Genomic DNA, 14,102 nt, shown 5'->3' on the forward strand with positions numbered 1-14,102 from the left:
GATTTAAATTGACAACTCAGGATTATAAAAAAAAGCTTTATTTAAAGGATAGTAACAAGTGAGACACACTTAATACTTCTTCTAAATAAAGCTAAATTAATTTTTCCCCTTAATTTCTATGTTTGTTATCCTTATTATATAGGACTAAAGTTCCCGTGCAAAATAATATAAGCAACCATTGACACCACAAAGACGCCATCCTTCTTTTCCAAGTTCATTTAATTTTTCTTCAAGCTGATCATGAAGCTCAGTATATGCTGGATTTAAAGCTGATTTAATATCAATATGTAATTCCTCTAATCGGTATTCAAATTTTTTCATGATTATTAGCTCCTTTAATGGTTTGATATCACATTATAAGAAGCAAGTTGTTAAAATATGCATAAAATTTTAAACTATATAGAAACAGATAAGTTTTTCATACCAAGAAAAATTTTAGCTAGATTAAAAAGTATCTAAGTGCTAAAAGAGATATACAACAAAGTGTGCGTTAAAACTATGAATTACATTTCTGTTTGTATATATATAAAATTAATAAATCATTTATATGATTGGCGTCAAAGTTAAAGTTTCAAAATGTTAGAAACATCAGATAACGATAGAAGCAATAAAGAGTTTTCCATCGTAAAAACTTTACTGCTTCTTATATATTGATTAATTTTTCCCGCTTTGATTTTCTTGTTATTTTCTCACTTGTTCAATGTTTAAATATCGATAGCTTGGCTTTTAAAAATAGAATCATTAGTAAGCTTTGGCCCAGTAAACCATCGTCTTCGCTTTTTTTCCACAGCAGACGCACGTTTGTGAAATTTCTTCTTGGACAAATGGCATACAGCGTGATGTAAATCCAACTTCTTCTTTAATTTTATCTTCACAAGCTTGATTCATACACCACATAGCCTTTGTGAAACCTGGACGATTCTGTGCATTTTCTTTTAATTCATCCATCGTCTTCGCTGTATATGTCATCGCTTCACGCTTCGCTAAAGCTTTTGCATATAAATGACGTTGGATATCTTCTAGTAATTCTGCAACTTTTATTTCTAATTCATCGAGTGATACGACGATTTTCTCACGTGTATCACGACGAACTAAGACTGCTTGATGATTTTCAAAATCTTTTGGCCCGATTTCTACACGAACAGGAATTCCTTTCATTTCATATTCACTAAACTTCCATCCTGGTGTTTTATCAGATGTATCACATTTGACACGAGCGACAGTTGCTAAGCGTGCTTGTAATTCATTCGCTTTTTCAATCACTCCTTCTTTGTGTGCGGCAATTGGAATAATAACGACTTGTGTTGGCGCTACTTTAGGTGGTAAAACAAGACCTGAACTATCTCCATGTACCATGATAATCGCACCGATTAAACGTGTTGTCACTCCCCATGATGTTTGATGTGCATATTTCATTTCAGAATCTTTATCTGCAAATTTAATATCAAAGGCTTTAGCAAATCCGGTTCCAAAATTATGTGATGTTCCACTTTGTAATGCTTTTCCATCGTGCATTAAGCTTTCAATCGTATACGTTGAATGGGCTCCAGAAAATTTTTCTTTTTCTGTTTTTTGCCCTTTAATCACTGGAATGGCTAAGAATTCTTCACACATTTTGGCATAAGTATCTAACATTAACAAGGTTTCTTCTTGAGCTTCTTCAGCCGTCGCATGAACGGTGTGACCTTCTTGCCATAAGAATTCAGTGGTACGTAAGAATGGGCGCGTTGTTTTTTCCCAGCGAACAACCGAACACCATTGATTATATTTTTTGGGTAAATCATTATAACTTTGAACAATTTTTGAATAATGATCACAGAATAAAGTTTCTGACGTTGGACGAACGACTAATCGTTCTGCTAACTTCTCATTTCCACCATGTGTCACCCAGGCTACTTCCGGTGCAAATCCTTCGACATGATCTTTTTCACGTTGTAATAGTGATTCTGGAATTAACATTGGCATATAAACATTTTCATGCCCTGTTTCTTTAAATTTTTTATCTAAATAGCTTTGAATGTTTTCCCAAATGGCATATCCATATGGACGGACAATCATACACCCTTTTACACTCGAATAATCAACTAATTCTGCTTTCTTTACAACATCGGTATACCACTGCGCAAAATCTTCATCAATCGCAGTAATGGCTTGAACAAATTTCTTACTCATGTTACGTCACTCCCTAAAATCTAAATTAAGTTCGTAGATAAGGTTCATCCTTATCTTTCATCTAGTTTAAGGGGCATCTCGGCGTTTCCTGTATACAAAAAAAACGCCGCTTTGCTCCCCAAGTAAGGGGCCAAAAACGGCGGTACCACCCTAATTATGATCATAGTCCATGGCTCTATCATCATATCTTTAAAATCGATAACGAGATCAACCGCTGTAGCTTACTCAATCTTTCGGTACAGAGCTCCAAGGCTGGTTCAAGATTCCTTTTTGAGAATTTTCACCAACCATTCTCTCTCTACAAAAAAGGGTAATCTCTACTATTCTTCTTCAACGCGAATATTTGTATTCATCTTAGCTAATAAATTTCGAATTGTAAAGTCTTTTTTTCGACTTTTTTCATTTTTACAGTTAAATAAAACGTTTTTATTCTCATCCACTACCCTTGTTTTCCTTAAAATGGATATACCATTAATACGAATCAATCAAAAAAACAGAGCTTGATTCGCTCTATTTTTACTATTTTTTTATTTTACTTAAGCTTGGAATGCTAAGTCAAAGCTTGATGCTTTTCGATTCATAGCTGCCATCGCTAATGCCTCTAATCCTTCTATCGTAATTTCTTCTAATCGTCCCATTGATAATATTTCTGCATGTGATAATGAGCACACAAAACGTGTATAAATATGATCAACCACTGGGAATTTTACCTCAGTATCTTCACAAGATAAGATGATACTTTGTCGGTTTCCTCGGATTTTAACGTTTGTTGGACATTCATTAATATAGTTGATAAATTCTTTCTCAGTTCTCATGCTAGAAAACCCCTCTCATGTTTTTTATTCATATTTTCCTTGATGTCCTCATTATAGCATGTTGTGAATTTTTGAACAATAACTTTGTGAAAAAAAACTCAATGAAACTATGTAAAAACGTACACAATTTTATAAAACTCTATTCCCCATAAGATGAGAGCGTTATAACGCCTAGTTTTGTCGAATTTTATCCACTAATCCTGACTACGCTAACGTATACCGCATTTCAATGATATTTAATATAAATTATTCCAATATTTTTCCTTGAAGATACCTCAATAAATACCCTCATCACCAGCATCTCGCTATGGTCAACTGACCATTGCAACGATGTCACCTCTTTTTAAATGCTTTGCTCTTATTAACGTCTTTGTTGCACCAACTCTTTTAATTTTTCAATATTTTACTATTAAAAAACCTTCCTAACCGAATGGTTAGAAAGGTTCTATCTTAATAGCACTGGAACGAATCAATTTGATTAACATCCATTCCATAATAACTAAATCCCCATCCTGATGCTCTAAAACCAGCAATACTTCTGCGACCTACATACGTTAAATAAAGCCAAAATCCTTGATTTGAACGTGATGGCCAAATATATACCCATCGATATAAGCAGCCGCTAATACTACCTGCATCAATTGCAAAGGTACTAAATTGATTTTGATTTTTTTGAGGCGTAAAATTTGGAGCTGGCGTTGTTGGCATCATTTGACTACCAGAAGGCTGCGAACCTCCACTTGATGGCATATTATTTCCTATGCTAGGCCCATAAAATGGGGGTCTTGATGGAATTTGAATACTATTTGGTCCTTGATTGATAGTTGTCCACCCAAGAGCTGGATTGAAAGGTTGATTGACGATTCGAATATTTGAATAATTCATTCTATCACTCCTAACTTTTCATCTTATTTTATGAAAAATGAGAGCAATTGCTACTATCTCGAAATAAATAACCTCTTTCATTTGCTACGTTAAACTTAAAGTTCTAAAACAGCTTAAACGGAAACTAACGGCAGAATAAAAAAACTTGTCTTAGTTTCATTTTCATTGGTGCTATTTGATAATAGACTTAAGTAGACCGGTAAAATAGGCAAAATAAATGGTGAAGAAAAAGATAATACCCCTTCAATAATAACGATTCCTAATTCCGTTTCACTTCTTCCTTATAAAAAAAGTAAGCTTAACGCTTACTCATTCATCTCTTTTGTAACAATATAGTGTACTTCTTCTTCGCCTGCTTCATTCGTTTTAATCTCATTTTTAATTAATCCACAAGCTAAAAGTTCCTCAAGTCCTGGCTCTAAATCCTTTTTCGCCTCATCAATTCGGCTGAGTGCATCTAAAACATCTTCTACATTTTCAGTGATTAAATAGATGAAGTAAATATAAATATTTTTAGCTGCATCTGATAATTGTTCACTTTCTAGAATATGCTGCGGAATGTCCATCGTATTTTCATCATAGTAAAATTCAAAATTAGTATAATAACGTTTTCTCATATTTAACCTCACTTATTTGTTATAATTTCTATTATACAAGAACTACATCTAAACTCAAAGTCTATTTCATCTATTATAGATTAAGAATGACTAAACTTTACTCTTTATTTTTATCCCTTACTGCCTAATTTTATAACACATTATCTAATATTATCTCATGATTCAACACATATAGGGTCATACTATAAACTATAACCTCTAATATTTAGTCAATTAGTAAACAATGATTGAACTTTCTAACTTCCTCTTTCAAGCTAGTTTTACTCTAAAAATTTCAAGTAAGTTAATTTTACTCTGTTCTGTCTAAAAGATAGGTCAATCCCCTCAAGAACTCGTTATGACAAATCAAAGACCACTCACTTTCATTATGTCTTTGATTAAATCTTTTCATCATGAAGCAAATTAATTAAATCTTCTGCATATGATTAAGCATTACGGCGGATAGGGAGGACAAGAGAATGCTTCATCTGATTAAACAAACATTATACTATATAAAATGGAATTGGCTGACCCTCTTATTATTTGAACTTATTCATAAATTCTTTGCTTTAGTCGTCATTATCCCTATGTTTTTTTCAATTTTAACCTCAATGATGCAACAAGCCGATTTAACTTATTTAAGTCCTAGCATCATCTATCACTTTATCTTTTCCCCCTCTACCCTTATTCTAGGTTTTTCAATGATTCTTTGTTTAGGCTATTATTTCTTTTTTGAAATTCAGGCCATTTTCATTCTCATTCAATGTGCTATTTCTCAACAGAGACCTTCTATTTTTAGATTAATTGAACAAAGTATTAAACAATCCTGTACGATCCTTTATCCTAAGAATATTATATTGCTATTTCCTTTAATTTTTTTCATTCCAGTATCCGCCTTTGTTTTTAAATTTGTCTTTTTAGATGGTGCCTCGATGACTGAATTTTTATTTGACTTCATTTATCAAAGGGCTCCCTTACATCCGATGTATTTCGTTTTTATCGTCCTCATTGAATTATTATGCCTTCACTTTATTTTCACTTTTCCGATTTTTATTTATAAAAAAACATCTGTTTTATCCGCTTGTCAGGAAAGCCTTCAACTGACAAAAAAGAACGTTCGTCAGCTTATCCCCTTACTAATAAGGTGGTCATTATTAGTCGCGATTGGCTTTATGACCGTTTATGGATTTTTTATTTTCAGTTGTGCACTTGTCATTAAAGTAATACTTCCATCATCGAAAGCCATGATGGTCTTTTTTAACGCTTCCTTAATGATTAAAAACATGTTAACCATCATCGCTCCAAGTCTCTTCCTAATTGGAACTTGTGCTTTTATAACCACATTATATGTTCAATCACCTCATAGTTTTATCCCTCACCTCTCTTCAGGCTATGCTTCAAAGCGCCAACATCCCATTCTATTAGCAAGTACAACTCTTATTTTAAGCCTATTAGTTGGGGAGCTCATTAGTCCAGATAATCTTTACAATGTTAATAAACACTTATCTGATGAAATGCAAATCATTGCTCATCGAGCGTCAGCTACTCATGCACCTGAAAATACATTAGCCGCCTTAGACTACGCCATATTAAGTGGCGCCCATATGGCAGAAATTGATGTTCAACAAACAAAAGATGGTGAAATTATCTTAATGCATGATGCCAATCTCAAACGAACAACTGGCTTTAATGGAAAAGTCAGTGAAGCCACTTATTCAGACATTCAAACACTTGAAGCGGGAAACTGGTTCTCTTCAGAATTTGACGGCGAACCGGTTCCAACGCTTGAAGAAGTCCTACAACGTAGTAAAGGTCAGATTACGTTGATGATTGAAATTAAAGCAAAAGATCATCCCGTTGATGTCGCACGGAAAGTCATTGAACTCATCGAAGCATATAACATGGAAAAAGAATGTCTCATCGGGGCGATGGATTATCGTGTTTTACAAGCTGTCAAAATGATTAATCCAAAAATTCAAACCGTCTACATCACTGCGTTAGCTTATGGCGATTACCAAGATCTTGAGGATGTCGACTATTATTCCATCGAAGCCTCATTTATTTCATATGCTTTAATTGATCAGATTCATCGTTCTGGAAAACAAATCTATGCGTGGACTGTCAATAAAGAATCAACCATGCAATCCATGATTTCCATGCAGGTCGATGGAATCGTCACTGATGATCCCGTTCTCTTACAAAATCAATTGACTGATATTAGTGATCCATACATCTCATTCATTTCAGATCTCCTTTTTGACCAATGAAAAAAGATTTTTTCCTAAAAACCACTGTTTTTATGAATTTCAAAAATCTCTATTATGTTGAAGCATCTCTCTATTGATCACTACCTATATTTCATATAAAATTACTAAAAAAAGCGGATAATCTAATAAAGACGATGTATTGGATACGACATGCTAAACCTGATTTTGGAGTTCATGGTCAATCACGTCCATTAACTAAAGAAGCACAACAAACTACAAATGAAAATACCAATGGTCTTCTTGAACAATTCTCGCAGAAGAAGACAAACTTAGCACAAGTTAATAATGAAGAGATTAATCAGACATTCTGTCTCATTATTCATCAACCACGAAAATGTTTAGGGAAGAAAACTGCATGGGTCACCTACCCACGAAGCGGTATCCTCCTCTGGTAGGGAAGCGAGCTATTTCATCAGAAAGTATCGCATTTGTATTAACAATTCGTCTTATCCAAAAAACCTATAGAATAGCCATTGTTTGATAGTGTCTATTCTATAGGTTATATTTCATATACGTTCTAATATTCTTTTTTAATTAGAGTTAAATTTGCTGTATTGATTGCTTCTAATTTTCACTTTGTTGATTCGTCGCCTGAGCTCGTAACGTAAACATGTTCTCAAGTGCTTCTATTAACTCTGGATAAACCTTTTGCAATTCACCATTCATTTGATTCAAATTATTAAAGTATGTATTTAAGTTACCATTTGAATGGTAGCAATTGGAGTTGACATAACGCGCTTTCCAAACATTACATCCACAATAGGGATTTGCTGTTCCAAGATACAACTCATCTTCACAACTAACCAATAGAGTCCTTCCACCATAACTATATGGATCATGTAGACCATCTAAAACTCTTGGTGTAAAATGACAACCATCGGTGGATGTATAAATATCAAATCCTTTGGGATAATTATATTTATTCAATAAGCATAAAATTTTTGAGTATGCTCTAACAATCTTTGTATAATTCTCTATTCCCATATTTTCTATATATTGCTCTTTATTTTTACGAAACACCTCATATAGGAGTCGTACATTAGTTGAAGCATCATATGTGGTAAGAATTAAATGATTCTCATATTCTTTAATTTGCCACCCATAAACATTAAAGATATTGTTAAATCCTGAATTAAATCCCGAAATGCTTTTATTTCTTTTTCCAGTCGAAGGAGAGGATGAAAGTAATGGCTTCCCTCCTACAACAACTTCCCAGTTATCATTTTTATCAACCCGAATTAAATCAAAGCCGAGTGGTGCAAATAAAGCTAATGGTAACTCTTTAGTCACAGCAATATACAGATGATTTTTAAAGACTCCAGTAGACATCACATTTCGATTCATTGCATCTCCAAATCCTTTATCAGCAACTAGTGTCCAATCATTCATGGTTGGATAGCTATCATTCGAACGCCAGATTTCAGCTCCACTTTCAGTCTCAATCCCTACATACAGTTTATGATTAAAAACTTGTAAGCTATCAACTCCACCAACTGGATTTTGGCTTGGAATAAAAGAACGACTATTAGGGTTAATCACTAACTCAAAAGGTTCAAATTCAGGATCTTGGCTTGAATATAAATATGGCATTCCTCCACCTATGGCTTCATCCAATGTGGCGATATACAATCTACCATTCAAAGAGGCAAAAGCTCTCGAGCTTGTCCCAACCAATTCAGGGGTGTATAATTTTTTCCAGTGTACTCCATCCTCACTTTTAAAGACATACACCTGTTCACCAATGGTTGCGGCATAAATGGCACAAGAATACTCCGATTGATGTGTAATCATCGCTCGAAATCCATAACTATTATCGGAAGAATTAGTCTTAAAGACTCGTTGCCATGGACAGCTTCCATCCTTTTTATATCTCCAAATTTCAGCGTTATTATCGATTCCAGTTGTAATGATAGGATTTTGATTTAATTGACCACTAAAACTAGTAGCAGCAGAAATCAACATATTCCTGCAAGTTCCCACATAAATATAATCTCCAAATTCCACCATTGACCAAGCATAACTATTTTGTCTTGCATTAGCTGGATCATTAATATCAAATCCTTGAATTTTATTTAATCTTTCAAACCATAACATACGATTTCTCCTTTAGTCTCAAACTATTCATATAGTTCATTATATGGAAGAATGGCTCGTAAAGTGATGACTAGAAAGTTACTTTCCCTCTTTTCTATCATGACTGAGACTAACCTCCTAATTCAGATACTCCATACATGTTAATCTTTTTCCCAACGTCGCTTTTTATGATATAATGGTTATTATTAATAAACAGGTGATACAAATGAAAAAAAACAGTCAAAGTCGTTGGTGCTATTATCATCAATGAGTGTGATGAAGTGTTATGTGCGCTTCGTTCACCCAAGATGAGCCTACCGAACTATTGGGAGTTTCCAGGTGGAAAGATTGAGCCTAATGAAAGTATCGAAGATGCTGTTATTCGTGAAATTCAGGAAGAATTAGACTGTACAATAAAAGCTCTTCAAGTATTCAATGATTATACGCATGAATATGAACACATTTTTGTCAACTTAATCACCGTCCTCTGCGAGTTAGTTCAGGGGACACCGAATGCTAATGAACACGCAGAATTACGCTGGGTGTCAAAATCTCAACTCAATAAATTAAACTGGGCACCCGCTGATCTTCCTGCTGTCCATGAACTAATGAAATAACAAAAAGAGTCTTTGAAACCAAAGGGTTCTAGACTCTTTTTTGTTATACTTTATAATTAAATTCTCGATATAACGCTGCTGGGATTTTATGCTCAAGTTCCATTTGAATCGTTATAGGCTTATTTCCTTCTGCGTGAATGGTATTTCCTCTTCCAATATAGATATATGGTTGAACTTCACCATCAATCTTTTTAAATTTACGCACAAATAAGTGAAGATTAATTCCCTTCTCTTTATTATGAATAATCTTTTGTCCACGTTCTGAATCTTGAGTTGTAGCATTTGGAGACTGCCATTGAAACTTATCTGCTGAAATAAACTGATCTTGATAATTAATGCTTTCTTTTATGTCTTCTTCTTTATGTAAATCAACAAATAAGAAGAAATCATTCTGATAGGTTAACAATCCACTTCCTCTAAATGCACTATGTTTTTTATCATAGTTTGCCAGTTTAGCAACCTCCTTCATCGTATAAGATTCATATAACTTGAAGAAAGGTAATCCATAATCATTAGTTCCAAATTCCTCTTGGTAACGGACTAATCCATACATTAAGACATCTTCTAAATAAGGTTTAAAATGAGGGGCATGACGTAATTGATTAAACACCGGTAATACGACTATCGTTTGACCGAGACACTCGAAAAGTTTTAAATACTGAGAAACTTCACCTGTGTCATAATAAACTTGACCTAAACATTGTAAGGCATGTAACACACTTTCCTCACACACGGCATCGACATACTTTAATACCTCTTTGATAGCCATCTCTAAATCTAGATGCATCACTTCAGGATGACGCATTAAATAATTTAATAAGATGAACTCATATGGTCGCCTTAGAGGAAGTTGACCTGACCATTCACGCACTACTTTAACAAATTCATCGGCACCTAAAAGTGACAAAAGAAATGAATCTTGTTCAACTTTAGCAACAAAATTAAGATAAGTTTTTTCTTTTTTAATGAACGATACTGGATCAGGTGCCCCTTCATATTTTAAATAATCACTTAACATATACGGCGTCTGTCCTCGATTCATTCGTTTAAATTCTTGGTAAGTTTCCCTTAAATATGCCATCGAATTAAAATTCTCAGACTCTAATTGTGTTAAAATTTGCTCCTTTGAAATACTATCTAAAATGATAAAACTGTCTCCTGGAATATCAGGGAATCCCGTTGATACGGCTACTTTCAAACTATCTTTATCATAAAAACGATCACCATTTAGTGCAATCGCAGTTAAGAATGATTTATGATGATTACCAATAAAATCTAAAACAGTTAAAAACTCTTTATTTTCTTGCTTACGTAATCCACGACCTAATTGTTGGATAAAGATAATTGGCGATTGTGTCGGACGAAGCATAAGTACCAAATTAATAGATGGAATATCGACTCCTTCGTTAAAAATATCAACCGTAAAAATCACTTCTAATGGATCCTGATCATCTTCTAGACGTTGAATTATGACTTGTCGCTCTTCGGGAGAATGATTCCCCGTTAAACAAGCACTTACAACTCCCGCTTCATTAAATTTTTGCGTCATATACTCCGCATGCTCCACACTAACACAAAAACCAATTGCCTTACGATATTCCCCATCATACCCAAATAATTGCATCTGCTCTAAAATAAAATTAACCCGTTCATTGACTTTAAGTCGCTTTGTTATTTCATGAATTTGATCCAACTTAACATCACTTAAATTCACACCTTCGATATCACGGATCCCAAAATAATGAAAAGGAACAATCAAATTTTCTTCAAGTGCTTCACGAAGACGAACCTCTAATGCAACATGACCATCAAAACAATCAAAAATATTAAAATCATCACAACGTTCTGGTGTTGCTGTCATTCCCAGTAAAAATTTAGGTGTAAAATAATCTAATAATTTTTGATAGGACTGGCCACCAACATGATGTGCTTCATCAATAATGACATAATCAAAATAATCACGTGGATACTGCTCATAGTAACGCGACATCGTCTGTACCGTTGCAAATAAATAATCCGCCTCTATCTCTTTCACATTCCCCGTATAAAGCCCCATCGATATATTACAATCCCCCATTACTTTCTCAAACGTGACCTTCGCACTTCGTAAAATCTCCTCTCGATGCACTACAAACAATAACTTTCTAGGTTTGACCTGACTGACATCAAATGCCGACATATAAGTCTTACCAGTTCCTGTTGCTGCAATCACTAAAGCTTTCTTTTCTCCTCTTTGACGAAGTGAATTCAGTCGTTTCATGGCCGCTTGTTGCATCAGATTTGGACGAACCTCACTTGGTAATAATAGTGCATCTTCTACTTCTAACAAGCTCTCTCTTTCAAAAGCCTTAAATCTTTGATAGCTGGCTTTGTACTTTTCTAATTTCTCTTTCGTTAAACTACCTGCAGCTTCCCATAACAATTCATAATCAGATAATACGTCCTCAACCATTACATCACTCTTTGATTTAGTTAACTTCACATTCCATTCAATATTTTCTTTTAATGCACTCGTCGTTAAATTGGATGAACCAATATAAACCTCAACAAGCTCTCCTTTCATAAATAGATAACCTTTTGCATGAAGTCCCCCTTCAATGACTTGATCATATAAACGAACTTCTATATTTTTAAAAGATTGTAACTTCTCAATCGCCTTCGGTTCTGAAAATTGCTGATATGTTGATGTCAAAACGCGACCATAAATACCACGTTGTTCCAATTCACTTAACTTTTGAACTAATAGCTGAACTCCACCAAACGTCATAAAGGCCACCGTAAAACAAAAACCTTCACACTGATCCAGTGATTGAAGTAAGTCACTCAGTACTGTCACGCCACCTTGGTTTCGAATAAATACTGTCTCTTGTTCCATCTCTGACACTCCTTACAACATTTCACTTACAATAAGATCATTTTAGCACAGTATTCCTCAATCGATCTACGACAAAAATAAAACTAGAGGATTTCCTCTAGCTTTATTTTTATTCAATAACTTCCTCTCTTTCCTCCTTATATTTTATATTCTCGCCCCATCCATATAACTCATCATGACCTTGATATTTCATGCTTGTTAATATCGTCTTTATATATTCCGCTTCTCTTAATATCTTTTGATACTGCTTTGATGAACAAAAAACATCTGCAGTGATAAATCGTAAATGAATTTCTGGCATCTTGATGTTTGTAGTCATAACTTGTACTTCAAGTCTTGTACAAACTTCATCGACAGTGCGGTAATTGAGTTGATTCTTATAAAAGCTTCGTTCATTTATTAACTCGACTGAGACAATATCACAAAAATCAAAAATATGTATCCTTTTATAATCTGGCATAACCTTTTCTTTTTGAATCACAAACCATTTATTATGTCGACTATCTACATAAATGATCGTCTTATCATCTCCCATTTCTTCATCAAAACTTAGTTTCAACTTTTGATAGACTTCATTTAATTGCATTCCTTGATGAAGTCGATGATTATATCTTTCATGTTTCCTATTTTTTATCATTGGTAATTTTATAAATCCAATCCCCATTAAACCTATAGCTATAACTAATAAAAGATGACCTGCAATTCCTAGAAAATCAAACGACTTTAGACAAATCCATGCTATCAACACACTCATGACAAAATACCATACGGCCTCATTTCTTTGTTCATTCATTTGATCACCTCAAATCTACTGTTTAATCAAGCTCTCAGTAGTATTTATCAGCTAGCCTCTATTTATACTAAGGAATTTTAATATAAGCCATTCATGTTCTTCTTATGCGATAAAGCTTTTATTCCTAACCCTCTTTTTCACTAGTTCACCAAATAAGTGACTAACTTCATTAAAATTTGAAGAGGAATCTTACGTTGATCAATAGCACAATTAATCATAAATGACTCACGCTCTAAATACACTGAAAGTCAACGATTTAGTAGAAATTAACGATATTATCCCCCCCTGCTAATATCAGTAGCTATATTTATATGATGCTATGAAATCCTCTATCCCATGTATTTTTCATCTATTGATCCCATTCATCTAACCACTTATCGTAATCCTTGTCATAACAACAATCAACCCTATTTATCTTTATATCGTTTGCAATTTTTTCTGATTTCATCATAAAAAAAGCCATCTCGATTTCAAATCCAGATGGCTTTTAGGTAAAGTTTCTAGCAAAGAATACAATACACTACCTATTTTAATTCTCCAAATAGAAAATGACACCCCAATATCTATTTTCTATTTTTCTTCCCTTACCTTTCTATTATAAAAATTTTAACCGGCAGAATTTATCGGATTTTATATTCTGTCAGATACTTTTTTTCAGATTGTCACTTCTTTTCTCAACTTGCTCCTCAATTTTACAAGCTAACATCATTTAAATAACCTCTTTTTGAAAATTAAGTTGCAATGATTTCTCGACTAGCTCACTGACTGAAACCGATTGTTTAATGACAAAACCAATATGACCTTCATATACTACTTTTAACCACAAGCCATCAACATCAATCACCTCAAATTTCGTATGAGATGGGATTACTGTTAAAACTTCAGCAATCATTGATTTTTCCGCTCGTAATTTTAAACTTGTCCATGTATATTGATAGACAGACATGTGGTGTTTCAAAACTTTCACTTTAAATTCATCCTTTCTAATGACATTTCAATGCATTTTATG

The 14,102-nt window shown here is 33.8% G+C and carries 11 protein-coding genes, 1 pseudogene and 1 other annotated feature; of the genes and pseudogenes, 3 read left to right on the forward strand and 9 right to left on the reverse strand.

The window, feature by feature from the left end:
* Positions 1-144 precede the first annotated feature (144 nt).
* From NEH75_RS11665 to NEH75_RS11685, 5 genes are all read right to left on the reverse strand, one after another.
* Positions 145-321 (reverse strand): hypothetical protein, encoded by a 177-nt coding sequence (locus tag NEH75_RS11665; RefSeq protein ID WP_172678164.1) that lies wholly within the window; start codon positions 319-321, stop codon positions 145-147.
* Positions 322-741: 420 nt separating this feature from the next.
* Complete coding sequence (gene proS, locus NEH75_RS11670; RefSeq protein WP_262948916.1) at positions 742-2,172, reverse strand: proline--tRNA ligase; 1,431 nt, start codon at positions 2,170-2,172, stop codon at positions 742-744.
* Between the two features lie 122 nt (positions 2,173-2,294).
* Positions 2,295-2,515, reverse strand: a binding site (T-box leader).
* A 193-nt stretch (positions 2,516-2,708) separates the two neighbouring features.
* Positions 2,709-2,987, reverse strand: coding sequence for a hypothetical protein (locus NEH75_RS11675; RefSeq protein ID WP_055242216.1), 279 nt, complete (start codon positions 2,985-2,987; stop codon positions 2,709-2,711).
* A 450-nt stretch (positions 2,988-3,437) separates the two neighbouring features.
* Positions 3,438-3,872: a hypothetical protein gene (locus NEH75_RS11680; RefSeq protein ID WP_055275370.1), complete on the reverse strand. Its 435-nt coding sequence runs from the start codon at positions 3,870-3,872 to the stop codon at positions 3,438-3,440.
* Positions 3,873-4,177: 305 nt separating this feature from the next.
* On the reverse strand, positions 4,178-4,489 hold the full coding sequence (locus NEH75_RS11685; protein WP_055275368.1) for a hypothetical protein: 312 nt from the start codon (positions 4,487-4,489) through the stop codon (positions 4,178-4,180).
* Between the two features lie 458 nt (positions 4,490-4,947).
* On the opposite strand from NEH75_RS11685, the gene NEH75_RS11690 reads away from it, so the two are divergent.
* Positions 4,948-6,735, forward strand: a complete 1,788-nt coding sequence (locus tag NEH75_RS11690; RefSeq protein WP_262948917.1) for a glycerophosphodiester phosphodiesterase — start codon at positions 4,948-4,950, stop codon at positions 6,733-6,735.
* A 134-nt stretch (positions 6,736-6,869) separates the two neighbouring features.
* On the forward strand, positions 6,870-7,130 hold the full coding sequence (locus NEH75_RS11695; protein ID WP_055275364.1) for a hypothetical protein: 261 nt from the start codon (positions 6,870-6,872) through the stop codon (positions 7,128-7,130).
* Positions 7,131-7,299: 169 nt separating this feature from the next.
* Here NEH75_RS11695 and NEH75_RS11700 read toward each other — a convergent pair whose 3' ends face one another.
* Positions 7,300-8,829, reverse strand: coding sequence for a hypothetical protein (locus NEH75_RS11700; protein WP_055275362.1), 1,530 nt, complete (start codon positions 8,827-8,829; stop codon positions 7,300-7,302).
* 233 nt (positions 8,830-9,062) lie between these two features.
* Between NEH75_RS11700 and NEH75_RS11705 the strand changes: the two are divergent.
* A pseudogene (locus NEH75_RS11705) lies at positions 9,063-9,425 on the forward strand ((deoxy)nucleoside triphosphate pyrophosphohydrolase); the annotation flags it as partial.
* 43 nt (positions 9,426-9,468) lie between these two features.
* On the opposite strand, the gene NEH75_RS11710 reads toward NEH75_RS11705, so the two are convergent.
* The 3 genes from NEH75_RS11710 to NEH75_RS11720 form a co-directional block, all read right to left on the reverse strand.
* Positions 9,469-12,300 (reverse strand): DEAD/DEAH box helicase, encoded by a 2,832-nt coding sequence (locus tag NEH75_RS11710; RefSeq protein WP_055275360.1) that lies wholly within the window; start codon positions 12,298-12,300, stop codon positions 9,469-9,471.
* Between the two features lie 109 nt (positions 12,301-12,409).
* Positions 12,410-13,093, reverse strand: coding sequence for a hypothetical protein (locus NEH75_RS11715; protein ID WP_055242199.1), 684 nt, complete (start codon positions 13,091-13,093; stop codon positions 12,410-12,412).
* A gap of 709 nt (positions 13,094-13,802) precedes the next feature.
* The gene (locus NEH75_RS11720) at positions 13,803-14,060 is read right to left on the reverse strand and encodes an SH3 domain-containing protein (protein WP_055242197.1); all 258 of its coding nucleotides are present in this window, start codon (positions 14,058-14,060) and stop codon (positions 13,803-13,805) included.
* Positions 14,061-14,102 lie beyond the last annotated feature (42 nt).

This window comes from Turicibacter sp. T129 (assembly GCF_025594975.1).
GTDB lineage: Bacteria > Bacillota_I > Bacilli_A > MOL361 > Turicibacteraceae > Turicibacter > Turicibacter bilis.